We start from the raw sequence: 17,610 nt of genomic DNA, 5'->3' as shown, positions 1-17,610 counted from the left end.
TTTTCGGCGTCTTATGGGGCCGGACATCACCAGATGAACAAATCCAGATGCCGCCCTGCCCCGGTCCTTCGGCCTCCCCTGCCCGTTTCCCGCCAGAAAAACCGGCATTTGCGCAGCGGATGGATCGGCGCTTTTCTCCGGGGAGAGCCTGCCCTATAAGCGGGGATCAGCAGAAACGGGGCCTTGTGCGCGCTGCCAGCCGCGCCCATATCCGCGCCGTTCAACCAGGTGCAACAAAGTCAACAGGCGATGAAACGCCATCAGAGGACGGCATGAGCAAACATTCTTCCGACGCAGACGTCGCATTCATCTCGGCCCTGGCCGAGCTTTTGAACAAGAACGAGCTGACGGAGATCGCCGTCAAACGCGAATATGGCGAAGATGACAGCCTTGAGGTCAAGGTCGTCAAACAGGCCAATATCGTGACCACCGCCATCGCTGCCCCGGCGCCGGTCTACGCCGCCGCCCCGGCTGCTCTTGCCCCTGCGGCTGCTGCCGCACCCGTGGTGTCGGAAGACCCGAGCCAGCACCCGGGCGCCGTTACCTCGCCGATGGTCGGCACGGTCTACCTTGCCGCCGAACCCGGCGCCGCCGCCTTCGTCACCGTTGGCGCCCAGGTCAAAGAGGGTCAGACCCTTCTGATCATCGAGGCAATGAAAACGATGAACCACATCCCGGCGCCGAAATCCGGCACGGTGAAGCGCATCGTCGTCGATGACGGCGCCCCCGTCGAATATGGCGCGCCCCTGATGATCATCGAGTGAGGTCAGGGATGTTTGAGAAACTCCTGATCGCCAACCGGGGCGAGATTGCGCTGCGCGTGATCCGGGCCTGTCGCGAAATGGGCATCCGCTCGGTCGCGGTGCATTCCACCGCCGATACCGATGCGATGCATGTGCGGCTGGCGGACGAATCCGTCTGTATCGGGCCGGCGGCCTCTTCGGGCTCGTATCTGAACAAGGCGGCGGTGATCTCGGCCTGCGAGATTTCCGGCGCCCAGGCCGTGCATCCTGGCTATGGGTTCCTGTCGGAAAATGCCGATTTCGCCCAGGCGCTGGAAGATCACGGCATCACCTTTATCGGTCCGACCGCCCAGCATATCCGCATCATGGGCGACAAGATCACCGCGAAAGAGACCGCGAAAGAACTGGGGATCCCGGTGGTTCCCGGCTCGGATGGCGGCGTGCCGGATTATGAAACCGCGCAGCGCGTGGCGAAAGAGATCGGCTATCCGGTGATCATCAAGGCCACGGCCGGCGGCGGCGGGCGCGGTATGAAGACCGCCCTCTCCGAGGCCGATCTTGAGATCGCCTTCCGCACCGCGCGCTCGGAGGCAAAAGCCGCCTTCGGGAATGATGAGGTTTATATCGAGAAATATCTGCAAAAACCGCGTCATATCGAGATCCAGGTCTTCGGTGACGGCAAGGGGAATGCGGTCCATCTGGGGGAGCGCGACTGCTCGCTGCAACGCCGCCACCAGAAGGTGTTCGAAGAAGCGCCCGGCCCGGTGATCACGCCGAAACTGCGCGCCGAGATCGGCAAGGTCTGCGCCGATGCGGTGGCAAAGATCAACTATATCGGCGCCGGCACCATCGAGTTCCTCTATGAGGATGGCAAATTCTACTTCATCGAGATGAATACCCGCCTCCAGGTCGAGCACCCGGTGACCGAATTCATCTATGGCGTCGATCTTGTCCGCGAACAGATCCGCGTCGCCGCCGGCCTGCCGATGAGCTTCCGCCAGCAGGATCTGGAAGTGAACGGCCACGCCATCGAGGTGCGGATCAATGCCGAGAAACTGCCGAATTTCACCCCTTCTCCCGGTCGGGTAAAGACCTTCCACGCGCCGGGTGGCCTTGGCGTGCGGATGGATTCGGCACTGTATGGCGGCTATTCGATCCCGCCCTATTACGACAGCCTGATCGGCAAGCTGATCGTGCATGGCCGCGACCGTCCCGAAGCGCTGGCCCGTCTGCGCCGCGCTCTGGGTGAGCTGGTCGTAGACGGGATCGAGACCACGGTGCCGCTGTTCGAGGCGCTGCTCAACGAGCCCGATATCCAGAGCGGGGATTACAACATCCACTGGCTGGAGAAATGGCTCGCGGCCCAGTTGGCCCCACGCGACTGATCCCCGATGTCGGCGATTACCCCGGAACTCCTGCTGCACGCCTATGCGGCGGGAGTTTTTCCCATGGCGGAGTCGCGCGACGATCCCCAGATCCACTGGGTCGATCCACGCCGCCGCGGGATCCTGCCGCTGGATGGGTTCCATATCTCGCGCAGCCTCTCGCGGAGCATCCGCCGCGCGCCCTGGCGGGTCTCGGTGAATGAGGATTTCCGCGCCACCGTCCTCGCCTGCGCCGATCGCGAGGAAACCTGGATCAACCCGCAGATCCTCGCCCTATACGAAGCGCTGCATGGCATGGGTTTCGCCCATAGCCTTGAGGTGCGTGACGGTGAGACGCTGATCGGCGGTGTTTACGGCGTCAGCATCGGGGCCGCGTTTTTCGGCGAAAGCATGTTCTCGCGCCGGACCGATGCATCGAAACTGGCGCTGGCCTATCTGGTTCACCGCCTGCGGGCGGGCGGCTATCAGCTGCTGGATACGCAATTCATCACGCCACATCTGGCAAGCCTTGGCGGTATCGAGATCGCGAGGGCAGCCTACCACACGCGCCTGCGCGCGGCGCTGGCGGTCGAGGCCAGCTTTTCCCCCGAAGGCTATTCGGCCTCGCCGCTTTCGGTTTCTTCCGGCGTATCGACGGTTTCCGGCGGCTTGTAACCCGGCACGATGCAGCGCAGCACCCAGACATCGTAACGAGGGTGATCCATCGCCGAAAGCGCCGGGCTCGACGCCAGCATCCAGCCCGAGAAAACCGGGTCCTGACGACTGGAATCGAGAATGGTCAGATGCGCCTCGGCCTCTGCAGCCGGGTTGTCACTTGGATAGCGGCACTGGTTCAGCTGGATGGTCAGCCGGCCATTGGTCGCCGCCTGGCCGCGCGACAGTTCCAGATCGCCGCTGCGCCCGGTCAGCGTATCGAGCCAGCGGATCTCGGCCCCCTCACCCTCGGAAAATCCCTGGGCCCCGGCTGCGCCGGAAAGGCAAAGCGAGACCGCGATCAGCGCCGGCCGCAGCATCAGCCGCCATCCACCGGAGCGGCGGCGCCCGCAGAAGAACTGTCCGAAGACGAGCCGCCCACGAATTTCATCAGCAGAGAGATCAGCGAGACCGAGCCCTGGGTATCCTCGATCTCATCGCCCGGCCCCAGCACATCATCCATGCCACCGGGCTGAATCTCGACATAATTGCCGCCAAGAAGACCGTCCTGCGAGATCAGGATAGCGGAATCGCTGGGCAGCTGGATTCCCTCCTGCATCGCGATGGTGGCATCTGCAAAGAAGGTGGTCGGGTTCAGCTCAAGCTTGGTGATGGTGCCGACCTTCAGCCCGGCAAGCCGCACATCCGATCCGACCTGGATCCCGTCGACCGCGCGGAAGGAGGCCGTCAGCGGATAGGTCTTCGTCGTGCCGAACCCGCGCCCGGCGCTGTCGGCGGCCCAGACGGCGAAACCGATCCCTACGACCAGCACAGCCGCGCCGGTCAGCACTTCGGCAACAGAATGACTCATGCCGCAGACCTCGTTTCAGCGCCGCTCATTCCGAAGCCGCTCATTCGGGCGCCCATGCCTCGTAATCCTTGCGCTCTGCCGGCACGCCCCGCCGGATCGAGCCGGGCGGCGCATAGGCCAGATCCGAGCCAGAGAGATTCTCGTGATGCGGCTTCTCCCAGGATTTATGGGCCAGCGGCGCCTCGGTCGGCGGCTTTTCCCAGGTGTGATGCAGCCAGCCATGCCAGTCGGGCGAAACCCGGCTCGCCTCCATCTCACCGTTGAAGATGACCCAGCGTTTCTTGCCGTCTTTCGACTGGTAGAACACGTTACCCTGATCGTCTTCGCCCACCTTCACCCCGTTTCTCCAGGTAAAGAACCGCGTGTTCAGCGTCTCGCTGTTCCACCAGGTCAGAAAGCTGAGCAGGAACTTCTTCATACCTGTTTCTCCGGGCATATCTTCGCTTCCCCATATGACCCAGCCAAAGCCAAAGGTCCAGAGCCAGCGCGCCGTCCTCCCCCTCAGCTGCACTGTTCCGCCTTTCATCTGTCTTTAAATATCCCCGCCGGAGGCTTCCGCAGCTGCGACAGCCGCAGCATAGAAAAAGGGCGCGCCGTCCCCGGCACGCCCCTTTAAAATCACCGACCAGTGCCTCAGGCGCTGGCGGCCTGTTTCTTCTTGCTGGGCGCCTCGGTATGGACCAGCAAAGGCACCGCCTTGCCGCCCACGACCTCCTCATTTACCACAACCTCCTGCACGCCTTCCATGCCAGGAAGCTCGAACATGGTATCAAGCAGGATATCCTCCATGATCGAACGCAGACCACGCGCACCGGTCTTGCGCTTGATCGCCCGCTGCGCAATCGCCGAAAGCGCCTCGGTGGTGAAGGTCAGCTTCACATTCTCGATCTCGAACAGGCGCTGATACTGTTTCACCAGCGCGTTTTTCGGCTCGGTCAGAATGGTGATCAGCGCCGACTCGTCCAGATCTTCCAGCGTCGCCACCACCGGCAGACGGCCGACAAATTCCGGGATCAGACCGAATTTCAGCAGGTCTTCCGGCTCCAGCTCTTTGAAAAGCTCCCCGACGCCCCGCTCATCCGGCCCTTTCACCGCAGCCCCAAAACCAATGCCCGAGCCTTTGCCGCGCTGCGCAATGATCCGGTCCAGCCCGGCGAAAGCGCCGCCGCAGATGAAGAGAATATTGGTCGTATCCACCTGCAGGAATTCCTGCTGCGGATGCTTGCGTCCGCCCTGCGGCGGCACCGAAGCCACGGTGCCCTCCATGATCTTCAGGAGCGCCTGCTGCACCCCCTCGCCCGAGACGTCGCGGGTGATCGAGGGATTATCCGATTTACGCGTAATTTTATCGACCTCGTCGATATAGACGATGCCGCGCTGCGCGCGCTCGACATTGTATTCCGACGCCTGCAACAGTTTCAGGATGATATTCTCGACATCCTCACCAACATAGCCGGCCTCGGTCAGCGTGGTCGCATCCGCCATCGTAAACGGCACATCCAGAATCCGTGCCAGCGTCTGCGCCAGCAACGTCTTGCCGGTGCCGGTCGGGCCGATCAGCAGGATGTTGGATTTCGAGAGTTCGATATCCTGTTTCGACGAGTGATTCAGCCGCTTGTAATGGTTGTGGACCGCGACCGAGAGCACGCGTTTCGCATGGGCCTGGCCGACGACATAATCGTCCAGAACCTTACAGATCTCGCGCGGCGTCGGCACGCCCTCGCCCGTTTTCAGCCCCGAAGTCTTGGTCTCTTCGCGGATGATATCCATGCAAAGCTCGACGCATTCATCGCAGATGAACACGGTGGGCCCGGCGATCAGCTTGCGGACCTCATGCTGGCTTTTGCCGCAGAACGAGCAGTAAAGCGTGTTCTTGCTGTCGCCCGAATTGGTGGCCATGCGTAACCCTTTGCAGTCGCCGCGAATGATCACGGCCATTTCCCCGGAAGTCTAGGACAGGTCCGAAACCTCCACAACGCCAAATCGCCCGAGGATTGCCCGCGCCGGGGCCAATCTTCACAACACTGTCATTCTGCGGTCACGGCAGGGCATGACCCTGCCGTGCCACGGACAGTGCCCGATTCTCACTTGCTCAGATCGTCGGCCTTGCCACGCTCGGAGACGATCTCGTCGATCAGCCCCCAGGCCTTGGCCTCTTCGGCGGTCATAAAGTTGTCGCGCTCCAGCGCAGCCTCGACGGTGGCGAGGTCATTGCCGGTATGTTTGACATAGATCTCGTTCAGGCGCCGTTTCAGCCGCTCGGTGTTGCGGGCGTGAATCAGGATATCGGTCGCCTGGCCCTGGTAGCCGCCCGAAGGCTGGTGCACCATCACCGAGGAATTCGGCAGGCTGAAACGCATGCCCTTTTCACCCGCCTGCAACAGCAGGGACCCCATCGAGGCCGCCTGACCGATCACCAGCGTCGAGACCTTGGGGCGAATATATTGCATCGTGTCATAGATCGAGAGACCCGAGGTCACCACGCCGCCGGGGCTGTTGATATACATCGAGATTTCCTTGGTCGGGTTCTCCGCCTCAAGGAACAGAAGCTGCGCGCAGATCAGCGAGGACATGCCGTCATGCACCGGGCCGGAGAGGAAGATGATCCGCTCCTTCAGCATGCGCGAATAGATGTCATAGGCGCGCTCGCCCCGGCTCGTCTGTTCGACGACCATGGGGACCAGCGTGTTCATATAGTGCTCAACGGGATCGCGCATCGGGGGCCTGCCTCTTCGGTTCGAAATCTGTGTTACTGCCGGAAAGTTTCCGGAATCTTAGTCATGCGAAAGAGGGGCTGCAAGGGAGGCCGCCCAGTTTCCCCCCGCCGGAGCCTGCCCGCTCAGCGCCGGAGCCGCATCTCGGCACGCAGCCCGCCCAGCTCCCGGCTGGTCCCCAGCCAGAGCGCGCCGCCATGGCTTGCAGCAATATCGGCGGTGATCGACAGGCCGAGCCCCACACCGCCCCCCCGGTTCGGGTCGCGCTCGCTCCCCAGCCGGGTAAAGGGCTGCACCGCTTTCTCGCGCTCGGCCTCGGGGATTCCCGGCCCATTGTCTTCCACCGCGAAAACAAGGTTTTGCGGGGCGAAATTCACACTGACCCGGGCCTGCGATCCATGGCGCAACGCGTTGGCCACCAGGTTTTCCAGCGCACGATGCACCCCCTGGACGCGCAGCTTCGCCCGCCGGCGCGATCCGGTCACCACAAGATCCGCCACGGCGCCGCCACCGCGCCTTGCCGCCTGGATCACCTCGGCCGCGATTTCCGCAGGGTCGCAGTCCTCTTCGCCCTCGGTCGCATCGCCGCGCACGAAAGCGAGGAACTCATCGACCAGCCGCTCCATCTGGATCACATCGGCCTGGAGATCGCGGCTGTCCTCATCCTCAGGCATCAGTGACAGCGCCAGCCGCATCCGGGTCAGCGGCGTGCGCAGATCATGGCTGACCCCCGACAGCATCAGCATCCGCTGTTCGATCTGCCGCTCGATCCGGTCGCGCATTTCCAGAAAAGCGCGACCCGCCGCCCGCACCTCAAGCGCGCCACGCGGCCGGTAGGCGACCCGCTCCCCCCGTCCGAATGCCTCGGCCGCCTCGGCGAGTTTCGCGATCGGCCTGAGCTGCCGGCGCAGGAAGAAGAACGCGATCACCGTCATCAGCACCGAGGTCAGCACCATCAGCACCAAAAGCTGATGCGGATTGGTCGCCGACATCCGCCGCCGCGCGATATCGGCCTGGATATCCCCGAATGCGGTCGTGATCCTTGTGCGCACGATCCGGTCATCGCCCGAGGCATCGGCGGCGCGCATCGCCGGGATATCGGCATGCAGCGTCTCGACAATCGCCCGCCCCGAGAAATCCAGCATCGAGACCGTATCGCTGACCGGCGCCTGAGGCCCCGGCGGAAAACTCACGGTGATCTGCAGCGGCCCACCCACCGCCTCAGCCCGCGCCAGCGCCGCCTCCGGCGTGGTTCCGGCCTCGAATTCGCGCAACAGAAAGGCCAGATCCAGCGCCACACCGCCGGTCATCTGCCGCGTCACCCCCTCATAATGGCGCTGGATGAAAGCCATGGACACCACAAGCTGAATGATGACGATGGGCAGCACCAGGATCAGGGCGGCCCTGCCATAGATCCCGCGCGGAAGCAGATGTTTCAATGTGATCATGCGAAAGAGGCTAGACATGTCCGTCCCGGAAGAAAAGCCGGAGCCTGAGCTGCCGGAACACCTGACCTCGCTGCCGCTGCGCCGGGTTCTGGCCGATAATCCCGGGCCACTCACCGGCCCGGGCACCACGACCTGGCTGGTGGGTCAGGGCGCTGTCACCGTGATCGACCCCGGCCCGGCTTTGCCCGCGCATCTGGAGGCTGTTCTCGCCGCCCTCGCCCCGGGCGAGCGAATCGAGGCGATCCTCGTGACCCATCCCCATCTTGATCACTCGGCCCTGGTGCCGGCGCTGGCTGCGGCCACCGGCGCCCCGGTCATCGGCTTTGGCCCCGCCGGATCGGGTCGCTCAGAGGCGATGCAGGCGCTGGCGGAAGCGGGTTTCACGGGAGGCGAAGGGCTCGACCGCGCCTTCGCCCCGGATATCCGCCGCCGGGATGGCGAGGTCTTCCAGGTTGGCCAGGAAGAGTTTCGCGCGCTGTACACGCCCGGCCACAGCGCCGAACATCTGAGCTTCGCCTGGCGCGGTGCGCTTTTCTGCGGCGATCAGGTCATGGCCTGGGCCCCGAGCCTCGTTTCCCTGCCCGATGGCGATATGGGGGCCTATATGGATTCGCTCTATCGGCTGCGGGATGAGGCCTGGACCTGCCTCATCCCCGCTCATGGCGCGGTGATCACCGATTCCACCGCCAGAATCGACGCCCTGATCAACCACCGCCGTCAGCGTGAGGCGAAAATCCTCGCCGCGCTGACCGCCCCCGGGATGAGCCCCGACGACCTGCTGCCCATCGTCTATGCCGATACGAATGAAGCCCTCTGGCCCGCCGCAAGACGCAATCTTCTGGCCCATATCGCAGATCTGACCAGCCGCGACATGGTGCGAACCACGCAATGGCCCGGCCCCACCCCCCTGGTAACGGCGCGATGAAGCCAGGTAACAATTTCCCCCCTTTTGCCGGTTTTGCCTCTTGCCGCCCCGATATCCTCTGGCTATACACCGCCCCGTGTTCCGGCGTAGCTCAGCGGTAGAGCAGTTGACTGTTAATCAATTGGTCGTAGGTTCGATCCCTACCGCCGGAGCCAGAAATCCTAAAAGATTTCAAAGAGTTACAGGGGTGGCGGAAACGCCACCCCGTATCATTTCAAGGTCAGTCAGACATATAGCAGACATTCGGGAGCGGCCACAGGTGGCGGCACGGCCCGGTCAGACACCCCGTAAGACGCTGTTCTGTCTACGAAAATCCTGAACCAGCAGAAAACCCGGACGAAAAACCGCCGCATATGTAAGTCGAGTATCCGGGGAGGGCCTGCCCCCGCCCCCACCTACCTAGGGGGGGCCTCGGGTCGCATCAGCCTGCCTCGATCATACACGACCACCGAGCGCCCCGCACCACCAAAGGTCGAAACAATCGGATTCGGCACAGCGGACAGTCAAGCAGACAGCCGACCGCCAGAATCAGATATGACGTGATACCTGGATTGCAGCGGCGTTGACGTTCGCATGACGCACGACATGCGACGCCCCACGACACGCGCGCAAATCCGCGTCACAGCGCGACGACGATGCACGACACACAGCGCACGGCCCTCACGCGCGAACGCGCGTCCCTCGCCCTGCATCGAGACGCACGGCAGCACCGCACCTCTCCCACGCCGACGACGATCAAGCATGCCCCCGCGCATCGCATCACGCCCACCCCCTCAGCGCCCACATGCGGGCCGTGCGGCTGATCGGGCCTTGAGCGATACAGGGAAGTCAGGTCGGACCCGCATAGGGCTAACAGCAAAACCAGCCTTGAAACCAGCCCTCTTGCACCTTTCTAACAATCCCATAATAATCCTATCGAAAATATCTCAATATAATCAATTCTGTAAGATTGTTAGATTGGAATTATTAAATATAGGAAAAATAGAGGTGGTGAAAAAATAAAATAGGGTTCCGAACAAAGTCTAACAAATCGAAAAACCACTAATTCGATCATTAAAATCAATGGGTTCTGTGTTAGATTTTGACATTATGGAATCTCTAACAGGGTCGGCACATAGGGCATCTGGGCACTTATTCGTTATCTTCGTGATACGGCTTTATTCGTTATGCGTTGCGCAACACTACCTCAATTCCGCGCCATCTTGCCCATGAACCATTTTCTCGTTAAGCCCGATCTGCCATGAAAAAGGAGGCCGAAGCCCCCTGATCTTTGCGCCATCCACACTGTGGATGCCATTAACGCTTCGCGCTACGTCCGAGCGTGCTCCTTGAGCGCGGCCTGAGATTTCTCGGCCATGACCTCCCAATTGAGCGGATCAGCCATCGGAACGAGCAACAGGCCGGAAGTATTGATCAATGCCGCCTCGGCCTGCTTGCGAGATGTGTCCCGAGCGGTGATCAACTTGAAAAGCCGATCAAACGCTTTGGTCGCGTGATCGGATTCAGCATGGGTCACATTCTCCATGCCCATATAGCTTTCAAACTCATTCTTGAGTTCGTCGAGTGTCTGGCACTCCTGAAACCTGATAGGTCGGATACGTTTGCCCTTTTCGACAAACAGCAGCTTGGCGGCGTCAACGTCACCGCCTTTAGCCCGAAGCGTCAGGCCAGCAATAATCCGCTCCTCGTCCTGATCGTTCATATCGCCCTCGCAATCGTAATTCACCCGATTATACGCAAAGTCGACATTTGCACAATCTCCCACAATCTTAATCACCAGGATATGTCGAAATTACCGTTTGAACGATATGGGTGGGTCAATTAACATCGTCGCAATCAGGGGAATTGAATATGGCAAGCGGCGTCAAAATTGAAGAACACCAGTTCCGGGTTACGCTCGACCATTCCGCCGCGCACTTTCGATTGATGGGCGGCATACAATGGTATGGCCCATCCGCGATTGAAAATATGCCGCAATCTAACCTGCTCGACGGGCGGCTTTGGTACTCCACCGAAGAGTTTCACGATGCCTTGGGCAGCATGTGGCGATACTGCCAAGAACACCCTGACACCCACGGGCTGGATCATGCGCTGATCTATGCCTTTGACGGTCGGGCCGGAACGATCAAGTTTCATGCCTACCTGTGGAAGCCAGAGACAGGCGACACGATGCAGCCGCTTGATTACGGCCGCGCTGTCGATCCCCTTGATCGGTACAATTCGTATCCGGGCTGCATCCTTGACGCCCTGCTTGCGCAGAATAAGGCCGTGAAGGCGTCCACAGTGGTGAAGCGGGCGCTCCCCTTGGCCGTGAAGCGGTTTGGGGCCGGAGCCAGCGACGAGACCCACACGGTGCTGCTCCATAACGCTCTCAAGACGATGATGCAGACCGAACCGCTGATCTTTTCTCGGGACGATCCCTCCAACTATTCCCCGACTGGCCGTTTCACGATGGTCGAACACCTCGGCATCTATGACAAGGACGCGACATGGCTCTCCAAGTGATCAAACTCGACTTCGCGGCCTACGAGCCGAAGCTGACCCCCGAAGCTCAAGCCGCTTTCGACAAGTGGCGGGCGCTCTATGACGACATGGCCCACCACTGCCGTCAGGCAAGCTGCTGGACATGGGCGGGGGAGCTGACCTATCGCGTCAACGGCGTGAAGCGCATGTGCCGCACCGTCCCGCAGCCCGTCAGCGAGGAACACATGCGGGTCATCCTCAGCAGCGTTGAGCAGTTCTATTCGCTCCCGGTCGCGGGCGAGGAAAACCCCCGCAACCCGGTGGTCGCCCTGATGGCGTGACAACCTAGGAAACAATCCCGAGACGCGCCACCCTTTCTGCCCGCAAATGCCACAATCCCATGCGAACGCACCATGGCAAGATAACAGCCGGGACGCATAAGCATGTCGATATTTTCCAAGAAATCCGCCGCAATTACACTCGTTGCATCATTGATTTTTTCCAGCCCTGCAATGGCTTGGCTGTGGGGCGGCAGCGGCGACCTGGACTTTTCATCCATAGAAGCGATGCAGGAGTCAGTGAAGGACGCAACAAGCGACATGCCTCAGGCTGACAAGGAAGCATTTGGGAAAGCCCTGCTGGCAATCCTTATGGAGAGACACCCTGTGACTGGTGCCGCCGAGCCGGGGTTGCCCCAATTCATGGCTATGGGCCAGCTTGGCGATAAATTCTATGATGGCATGAGCGTATGGATGTCCGGCGTCACAATCGAAGAGGTGAAGGCGAAGGCAACTCTGATTTCCTCTCAAGAAGTATCAAAAGCTATAGCAGACGAAATCGCTGAAATAGAAAACCAAGAAAACAAAGACAATCTCTTGGATCAGCAGAATTGCTTGAATGATAGGATTGTGGTCTCCAATATTCGAGTAGAGAAGGGTGACTACTCGAACAATCTGGAATTCGATATTAAAAACAATCTCGCCTTTGCTATCAGCGGGGTTCAGTTTGAGTATGTCGTGAAGCAAGAAGGAAGATCGGTTCCAATCAATAAAGATGACGGTTCTTTTTCTGTTTCCGGCGGCATTGAACCCGGAGAGACAAAGTCGTTATCGTATTATTATCACGGGCCAATGGGTGAGGCCGGAAAAACCTTTGTCGAAACCCGAATGATTAACGCCTTCGACGCCGTAGAGCTTCCCTTGCTGGACACAAACACCAGATACATCGGTCGGCCAGAAGGCTATTCTGACCAAAAATGTGAGTGAGCATCGACGCCGCTCGCAGCCCCAAAAATACCGCCCCATACGCGCTGTCTCGCATCGACGCGCCCACTGCGCAGCGAACGCAGAACGCGCTGTAATACAGGTTACAGCGCGTGTGCGGGGCGGCTTGGCGTGACGGGGGTCGCTACAGCGCGGGAGGCCATGTGAGACAGGCGGGGGCGCTGCGAAGCATGGACGCTCTGCAACCGCCCCACAGCGCGTCTTCGGGGATGTGCAGGGTCAGCCCCGCACCCATTCGACTTCCGGGCCGTCGCCCCAGTTGTAGTGCTCGATGTTCAGGTGTTCCAAGAAGCGGCGGCGGGCATCAGCCAAGGGCGGCAGGCAAGTGCAGTGATAGGACGCAGGAATCTGCCCCTTCTCGATCCCGCCGATGCTCATACGCATAGTGTTGTTTGCTACGACTAGGATCGACTTGAAGATCGTCCCGACCTGCGCCGGGACAGCCTTTATCGTCGGTTGCAGTTTGAGCCACCGCTTCCATTCCGAAATCGGCGTGACCCAAACATCACCGTGGGTGCTGTGCGCCTGACGCTCCGACCAAATGGGCAACTGCCCTTCTGACAGGATCGCAAACAGGATTTGGTCCGCGCCAGCCAGCGAGAGCAGCTTTTGCTCTCCCTTTTCGACCGTCTGCGGAATATCCCGAGGATTGAAAGTCGAAATGTCCAGCCCGAGAAGAAAGCGCATGAACGCGGGGAGTTCACCGCGATAGCCACTATACCCAGTCTGATCATTAGGCCAGTATCGGCTCCAGAACTCATGAGTTGGGCCATAGATCGGCGATGCCCGCAGGACAAGAAATCGGCGGTCACTCGCTTCCACTTGAACTGCGTGGGGCTTGTTTGTCGTCAAAAAGAGCCGGGTGTAATTCTTTGCGGTGATTACTTTCTTGTTCTTCCCCTCAATGGAAATGCTTGGATCAGTGATGATGTTCTTTGCCCTCGCATTGGAGGCGTCATCCGCCGCGGCCAGCATCTCCGCCCCGTGAATAACTAGCTTTTCCATCATGCCATCGGTGAAACGCCCAAAGATATGTCTTGGGTCACTTGTCTCAAAGCAGTACTTCGCACCAACCAACTCCTTGACCACGTTGTAAAGCAGCGACTTACCCGAACCTTGCTCCGAAGAATAGATTGCGATTGCAGCTTTTGGAAGCTCCCAAGGACGCTGCACGAGATGCGCCAAATACCTGATTAGATAATCCGCCTTCGGCCCATCCTCGGAGCATATGACATGCCAAAGGTGCGCGGATATGAGTGGCCAATCATTGTCGGCTTCAATCAGACTCGTGGCCGCATCGGTGGCAAATCCCGTAAATATGTTCTTGATCCTTCCGGTCGAGGTGTTCACAGTGGTTTCGGTCGTTTCATACATCATACGAGCGCCGATATACTGATGGTCGCCCGCTGTTGTGATCCACGCGCCAACGAAAGGTTTCTTCTCGATCTCATCTTTCTTGTGGTCTATTTCACCGTAATAGACATGCTCAGAAAAGGCTTTCTGGAAGTCGCTAAGCAGTTGTTCAGGTGCATCTGGATCATCTACCTGAAACACAACTGGCTTTCCAAAGTGGTTCTTGACGATGTAGAACCGGGCATCGAACCAATCTTTAAGGTAGCCGAAACTCCGATCCCGGTGAACCCACTGAACCGCTTGGCTGATGTACTGGTCGAGTTGCGGCACGGAAATGTCTTCACCCAAGTGAAGGGATTTGATTTGCGCGTCAGTGCAAGCCGATGCCAATTCATGCTGCTCAACCTTGGCATAGTGATTGGCGAGCGTTCCCCGCTCCCTTTCGGAGATATAAAGGAAAAGCGGAGCGATGACTTCGGCGGATGAATTGCTATGCAACTCATCACGGATCATTCGTTCTGCTTCTTTGCGGACCAGATGAATGACATACTGGTTCAAGACGGCTTTATGCTCGTCCTGCCAGAGATCGGCCCGCGTATATTGCCGATCAAAGTCGATCTCATCGTCGGACGCGAATGCTGCCTTCTGACGCTCCGGTTCCTTCTCCACCAGAGCCTTTTGCCAAGTATCCTTGAAGGTCCGAGCCAGCTTATCAAGCCGAACCTCCCCACCCTTATCGTCAGCCCGAAGCGCAAACCCGCTTTTGGCAATGACACGATAGACCATTTCGCCGTCTGTGGTGATCGCCGCAGCAGAGCAGCAGAAGCCGAATAGGGTATCAGACCAATTATGCGCCTTGTTGCCATCATGGAAGGCTGGCCCCAGTTCCCATTCCCCTCCCAGACGAGAAAGAAGGCGTTTCTCGCTGCATTGGGCAGGGGTGATTGAGGCGACCACAGGTGGGGCGGTGTGGGGCTGCCCATCTGGACTTTCATCCGCCATCATCTTTCGATACATGGCCGCGCAGTCGCTCGAAATATCGCCAATCCCGGTCGTCGTGCTTTCACCATAGGGCTGTGTACCCGTGATGACCACAAATTGCTGCACGAGCAGTTCGACTTGGAATTTGGCCTGCTTCTTTCTTTTCAAGCCTGCCGGGGCATTGGGCCACCGGCCAATGAAGTGATGGCCGTTTCCCGACTGCGAAACCTCGCTATAGGTCATCGGGCCGAAATGGCCCCGGATAAGTCGTTGCTGTTCGCGCGCTTCATCCTGATGCTCAGGGCGGGCCTTCGCAGGGTCGTCATTATCAACACAGACAAGGTCATTGCCAACGCCCATCATAAAGCCGAGTGCAAGGGTCGCGTCTGCCGCAATCGCCTGCACGGCCATATCGAACGTGCAGTGATTGGCCGGGTTGTGCGCATTGACATGGAAGTCGGAGACGACGACCTTGCCCTGCATCAGCGTGTTGGGCGTGACGCTATACGGCTTCTTGTCCCGCGCGACCATCCAGCAGGGGATGTCTCGCATTTCGGGCGGGATGCGCCTGTAACGATCAGGGACACCCGTGGGCGCTGCGGAGGATGGAGACACGTCACCCGCGTGGAAATTCAGATCGGTCATTGCTGCCTCGAAAGCCCGGCAGAATGGGAGAATGTCCAGCATATGTCTGCGCGAGACACCCGCCGGAACATAACCCATTCTGTCCGAAGGTAAATTTTAGATCGACTCGGTGCCTCTATGTCAGGAGGTCGCACCGATGGCCGCTTTTGCATTTTCGATCTGAGCTTTGATTGCGGCATCGGGGCCGCTCGCTGGGCAAGCGGCGACAACGGTATTGATCCTCGAAACAACCGCCGACTTAGCCTGCTCCAGCGGCTTGCCAGTCGCACGCTCCAACACAGTCTTGAACTGACCGTCCGTAAGGCCGTTTTGCATCGCCACCTTCTCGACGGTCAGGCCGGTGTGCGCTGCCTCGCGCTCCCACTCGCCATACTGGTACTGTGCGGCGTCAAACTGATCCTTTTCCCGCTCGTAGTCCGCGACGACCGAGGCAAAGTGTCCGGCGACCACAGGTTGCGCGGCTGCTTGCATGGGGCCGACCATCGTGACCGGACCACGATCAAACGGGTCAGGATTCGAGTAAACGGTGGTGCCAGCGCGATCAACGAGCTTCAAGCCCCTGATAACCGCATCGGGCGTCGAGATGCTGATACGCGGATACCTGTTGACCAGACGATCTTTCGGATTGACCAGCGTATGCGGCTGGGCCGGGTTGTTGAACACATTGATCTCCTGCCGCAGCGCAGGGTAGTCGAGAAGAACGGCGATCAGGGACGGCAGAAGCTCGAAATACTGATCCATCACCTTGTCGAAGTTCTTGGCACGCTTGCCCGTATTTTTATGGCGCCCATCCTGCCACGCAGCCAGTTCGGCCTTCGCCATTTCTGCTTGCAGGTCATGCAGCTTGGGCAGCCACAGGGTGAGACGGTCGCGGTTTTCGGTGTTGCCTTCCATCCGTTGACGGATTTCGGGATACTGATCTTCCAAGGTAGTATGCTCGATGAGCAACTTACCGTCCGCTGCGATTTCGCGCGTGAGGCGATCTCTTTCACCCTCGGCCTCGCCGATCAGGTAAACGATGTTTTCCATCGTTAGGGAAGTGCTGCCCTGTAGGACCACCCGAACACGTTGAAGGATTTCGTTGTTCATCGGGCCACCTCTTGAAGGGAATTGATCCAGCCGACAATATCACTGTAGCGCCATGCCACGGTGTTCGGGCCGGTTTGCAAGGGTTTGGGGAATACGCCGCGCCGGATTTGGGCGTAGAAGGTGCTGACCGAAAGCCCAGTCATTTCTGCAACTTGCTTGGCGCGAATTAGTCTATGGGGGTCATTCTGTTCCATGTCACACCTTTGTGCGTCTCATGGAAATCAATATGCAGCGCCCCGAAACATATGTCGCACATAACGACAACAACGACTTTAGGGACGAAATCTAAGCCTGCTTAAACAGAAGATTTCTTGTTACGTTTTTCCCACACATTACGCACCGCGCTTTCAGCGTTTAGCCTATGATCTATTACCACGACAGAAGTACCATGACGCCGCTTAATGTACTTAAACTCTTCATCCCAAACCGCCGTGACAATATCACAAGCGTTTTCGTTGCCGAGCTTAGCTCGGCTGAATGTGACTGGCAAACCTTCAAAAGTTTTTATCAGGTCTGAAACCAGATCAATAATAATCAGGTCACGAATTACATTCGTCGCCTTCTTCGCACCGCTTGCTCCCTGTGGGCGCGGCAACTGAACAATCTTCCGAAACGCGGACCTTACCTTAGGATCAATCTGGAACTCGGAATCGTCAATTTCGTTAAGATAGCGAACCACAAGGTCATAGATAAAGGGATAGTTTTGCGCACCTTCGGAAAACTGCGCGATAGCCAAAAGTTGATAACCGACATGGGCGACCCGCAGACGTTCTCTTTGAGCGTCGATTTCAGCGGCATCCTGATCGTTGCCCACCCCATAATGGGGTTCAATGTCTGCCTCATAACCATACAAGAATTTCTGAAATAGCCGCTTTGCCCCCCACTCTCCTTGCGGACCGCCTTCGCTCGCCGCGCCAATGATCTGCGCCGTTTCCTGCATAAACGGATCAAGGTCGAAAAAACGCCCAAGAGGCTGGCGTTGATCAAAGGGGATTTGCGCTTCGTCGCGCTGGCCAGCAAGTTCAGCCAGCCGCTCGCGGACGCGCTGCTTCATAATTTCCACAGGGGGGAGGCACG

Annotated in this window: 18 protein-coding genes and 1 tRNA gene; 8 read left to right on the top strand and 11 right to left on the bottom strand. The window is 59.1% G+C overall.

Translation table 11 applies throughout. The features are described 5' to 3' along the window. Positions 1–272 precede the first annotated feature (272 nt). The 3 genes from accB to aat are packed head-to-tail and all read left to right on the top strand — an operon-like array spanning position 273 to position 2,782. Entirely contained in the window at positions 273–764 is a 492-nt protein-coding gene (accB, locus tag DRF71_RS03790) for an acetyl-CoA carboxylase biotin carboxyl carrier protein (protein ID WP_112309220.1), read from the top strand. Positions 765–772: 8 nt separating this feature from the next. Next, the gene (gene accC, locus DRF71_RS03785; protein WP_112309219.1) at positions 773–2,128 is read left to right on the top strand and encodes an acetyl-CoA carboxylase biotin carboxylase subunit; all 1,356 of its coding nucleotides are present in this window, start codon (positions 773–775) and stop codon (positions 2,126–2,128) included. A 6-nt stretch (positions 2,129–2,134) separates the two neighbouring features. Next, positions 2,135–2,782: a leucyl/phenylalanyl-tRNA--protein transferase gene (gene aat / locus DRF71_RS03780; protein ID WP_112309218.1), complete on the top strand. Its 648-nt coding sequence runs from the start codon at positions 2,135–2,137 to the stop codon at positions 2,780–2,782. Here aat and DRF71_RS03775 read toward each other — a convergent pair. The 6 genes from DRF71_RS03775 to DRF71_RS03750 form a co-directional block, all read right to left on the bottom strand. Further along, entirely contained in the window at positions 2,722–3,141 is a 420-nt protein-coding gene (locus DRF71_RS03775; RefSeq protein WP_112309217.1) for a DUF2155 domain-containing protein, read from the bottom strand. The genes aat and DRF71_RS03775 overlap by 61 nt on opposite strands. Then, a complete protein-coding gene (mlaD, locus tag DRF71_RS03770) occupies positions 3,141–3,632 on the bottom strand; it encodes an outer membrane lipid asymmetry maintenance protein MlaD (protein ID WP_112309216.1) in 492 nt (163 codons plus the stop codon). The genes DRF71_RS03775 and mlaD overlap by 1 nt, the downstream gene beginning before the upstream one ends. A 40-nt stretch (positions 3,633–3,672) precedes the next feature. Continuing rightward, on the bottom strand, positions 3,673–4,050 hold the full coding sequence (locus DRF71_RS03765; RefSeq protein WP_112309215.1) for an NADH:ubiquinone oxidoreductase subunit NDUFA12: 378 nt from the start codon (positions 4,048–4,050) through the stop codon (positions 3,673–3,675). A 215-nt stretch (positions 4,051–4,265) separates the two neighbouring features. Further along, complete coding sequence (gene clpX / locus DRF71_RS03760; RefSeq protein ID WP_112309965.1) at positions 4,266–5,531, bottom strand: ATP-dependent Clp protease ATP-binding subunit ClpX; 1,266 nt, start codon at positions 5,529–5,531, stop codon at positions 4,266–4,268. A gap of 185 nt (positions 5,532–5,716) precedes the next feature. Then, positions 5,717–6,349 (bottom strand): ATP-dependent Clp protease proteolytic subunit, encoded by a 633-nt coding sequence (locus DRF71_RS03755; protein ID WP_112309214.1) that lies wholly within the window; start codon positions 6,347–6,349, stop codon positions 5,717–5,719. A gap of 122 nt (positions 6,350–6,471) precedes the next feature. Continuing rightward, positions 6,472–7,794, bottom strand: coding sequence for an ATP-binding protein (locus DRF71_RS03750; protein ID WP_112309213.1), 1,323 nt, complete (start codon positions 7,792–7,794; stop codon positions 6,472–6,474). A 16-nt stretch (positions 7,795–7,810) separates the two neighbouring features. Between DRF71_RS03750 and DRF71_RS03745 the strand changes: the two genes are divergently transcribed. Beyond that, positions 7,811–8,719 (top strand): MBL fold metallo-hydrolase, encoded by a 909-nt coding sequence (locus tag DRF71_RS03745; RefSeq protein ID WP_112309212.1) that lies wholly within the window; start codon positions 7,811–7,813, stop codon positions 8,717–8,719. A gap of 80 nt (positions 8,720–8,799) precedes the next feature. Further along, positions 8,800–8,874, top strand: a tRNA-Asn gene (locus DRF71_RS03740). A 1,154-nt stretch (positions 8,875–10,028) separates the two neighbouring features. Here the strand turns inward: DRF71_RS03740 and DRF71_RS03735 are convergent. Then, positions 10,029–10,421 carry a hypothetical protein gene (locus tag DRF71_RS03735; protein WP_112309211.1) on the bottom strand — a complete coding sequence of 131 codons (393 nt, stop codon included), beginning with the start codon at positions 10,419–10,421 and terminating at the stop codon, positions 10,029–10,031. Positions 10,422–10,570: 149 nt separating this feature from the next. Here DRF71_RS03735 and DRF71_RS03730 point away from each other — a divergent pair, with 149 nt between their 5' ends. The 3 genes from DRF71_RS03730 (at position 10,571) to DRF71_RS03720 (ending at position 12,447) form a co-directional block, all read left to right on the top strand. Next, a complete protein-coding gene (locus DRF71_RS03730) occupies positions 10,571–11,224 on the top strand; it encodes a hypothetical protein (RefSeq protein ID WP_112309210.1) in 654 nt (217 codons plus the stop codon). Further along, positions 11,209–11,523 carry a hypothetical protein gene (locus DRF71_RS03725; protein WP_112309209.1) on the top strand — a complete coding sequence of 105 codons (315 nt, stop codon included), beginning with the start codon at positions 11,209–11,211 and terminating at the stop codon, positions 11,521–11,523. Before DRF71_RS03730 ends, DRF71_RS03725 begins: the two co-directional genes overlap by 16 nt. A 102-nt stretch (positions 11,524–11,625) precedes the next feature. Next, positions 11,626–12,447: a hypothetical protein gene (locus DRF71_RS03720; protein WP_157970916.1), complete on the top strand. Its 822-nt coding sequence runs from the start codon at positions 11,626–11,628 to the stop codon at positions 12,445–12,447. Positions 12,448–12,684: 237 nt separating this feature from the next. Here the strand turns inward: DRF71_RS03720 and DRF71_RS03715 are convergent, their stop codons facing one another. The 4 genes from DRF71_RS03715 to DRF71_RS03700 all read right to left on the bottom strand — a co-directional run bounded on the left by DRF71_RS03715 (position 12,685) and on the right by DRF71_RS03700 (position 17,587). Beyond that, the gene (locus tag DRF71_RS03715; RefSeq protein WP_157970915.1) at positions 12,685–15,444 is read right to left on the bottom strand and encodes a DUF5906 domain-containing protein; all 2,760 of its coding nucleotides are present in this window, start codon (positions 15,442–15,444) and stop codon (positions 12,685–12,687) included. Positions 15,445–15,564: 120 nt separating this feature from the next. Beyond that, positions 15,565–16,533, bottom strand: a complete 969-nt coding sequence (locus tag DRF71_RS03710; protein ID WP_112309206.1) for a hypothetical protein — start codon at positions 16,531–16,533, stop codon at positions 15,565–15,567. Further along, positions 16,530–16,727: a helix-turn-helix transcriptional regulator gene (locus DRF71_RS03705; protein ID WP_112309205.1), complete on the bottom strand. Its 198-nt coding sequence runs from the start codon at positions 16,725–16,727 to the stop codon at positions 16,530–16,532. The genes DRF71_RS03710 and DRF71_RS03705 overlap by 4 nt, the downstream gene beginning before the upstream one ends. Positions 16,728–16,828: 101 nt before the next feature. Then, a complete protein-coding gene (locus tag DRF71_RS03700) occupies positions 16,829–17,587 on the bottom strand; it encodes a hypothetical protein (protein WP_112309204.1) in 759 nt (252 codons plus the stop codon). Positions 17,588–17,610: the final 23 nt, after the last annotated feature.

It is taken from the genome of Pseudogemmobacter bohemicus (assembly GCF_003290025.1).
GTDB classification, from domain to species: domain Bacteria; phylum Pseudomonadota; class Alphaproteobacteria; order Rhodobacterales; family Rhodobacteraceae; genus Pseudogemmobacter; species Pseudogemmobacter bohemicus.
The sequence above is the reverse complement of the archived record's forward strand: the minus strand, read 5'-3'. Positions and strand labels throughout refer to the sequence as shown.

Bases quoted from the DNA above. Each gene is read 5' to 3' on its own strand.
- accB (WP_112309220.1), top strand. From the start codon at position 273: ATGAGCAAACATTCTTCCGACGCAGACGTCGCATTCATCTCGGCCCTG.
- accC (WP_112309219.1), top strand. From the start codon at position 773: ATGTTTGAGAAACTCCTGATCGCCAACCGGGGCGAGATTGCGCTGCGC.
- aat (WP_112309218.1), top strand. From the start codon at position 2,135: ATGTCGGCGATTACCCCGGAACTCCTGCTGCACGCCTATGCGGCGGGA.
- DRF71_RS03775 (WP_112309217.1), bottom strand. From the start codon at position 3,141: ATGCTGCGGCCGGCGCTGATCGCGGTCTCGCTTTGCCTTTCCGGCGCA.
- mlaD (WP_112309216.1), bottom strand. From the start codon at position 3,632: ATGAGTCATTCTGTTGCCGAAGTGCTGACCGGCGCGGCTGTGCTGGTC.
- DRF71_RS03765 (WP_112309215.1), bottom strand. From the start codon at position 4,050: ATGAAGAAGTTCCTGCTCAGCTTTCTGACCTGGTGGAACAGCGAGACG.
- clpX (WP_112309965.1), bottom strand. From the start codon at position 5,531: ATGGCCACCAATTCGGGCGACAGCAAGAACACGCTTTACTGCTCGTTC.
- DRF71_RS03755 (WP_112309214.1), bottom strand. From the start codon at position 6,349: ATGCGCGATCCCGTTGAGCACTATATGAACACGCTGGTCCCCATGGTC.
- DRF71_RS03750 (WP_112309213.1), bottom strand. From the start codon at position 7,794: ATGATCACATTGAAACATCTGCTTCCGCGCGGGATCTATGGCAGGGCC.
- DRF71_RS03745 (WP_112309212.1), top strand. From the start codon at position 7,811: ATGTCCGTCCCGGAAGAAAAGCCGGAGCCTGAGCTGCCGGAACACCTG.
- DRF71_RS03735 (WP_112309211.1), bottom strand. From the start codon at position 10,421: ATGAACGATCAGGACGAGGAGCGGATTATTGCTGGCCTGACGCTTCGG.
- DRF71_RS03730 (WP_112309210.1), top strand. From the start codon at position 10,571: ATGGCAAGCGGCGTCAAAATTGAAGAACACCAGTTCCGGGTTACGCTC.
- DRF71_RS03725 (WP_112309209.1), top strand. From the start codon at position 11,209: ATGGCTCTCCAAGTGATCAAACTCGACTTCGCGGCCTACGAGCCGAAG.
- DRF71_RS03720 (WP_157970916.1), top strand. From the start codon at position 11,626: ATGTCGATATTTTCCAAGAAATCCGCCGCAATTACACTCGTTGCATCA.
- DRF71_RS03715 (WP_157970915.1), bottom strand. From the start codon at position 15,444: ATGACCGATCTGAATTTCCACGCGGGTGACGTGTCTCCATCCTCCGCA.
- DRF71_RS03710 (WP_112309206.1), bottom strand. From the start codon at position 16,533: ATGAACAACGAAATCCTTCAACGTGTTCGGGTGGTCCTACAGGGCAGC.
- DRF71_RS03705 (WP_112309205.1), bottom strand. From the start codon at position 16,727: ATGGAACAGAATGACCCCCATAGACTAATTCGCGCCAAGCAAGTTGCA.
- DRF71_RS03700 (WP_112309204.1), bottom strand. From the start codon at position 17,587: ATGAAGCAGCGCGTCCGCGAGCGGCTGGCTGAACTTGCTGGCCAGCGC.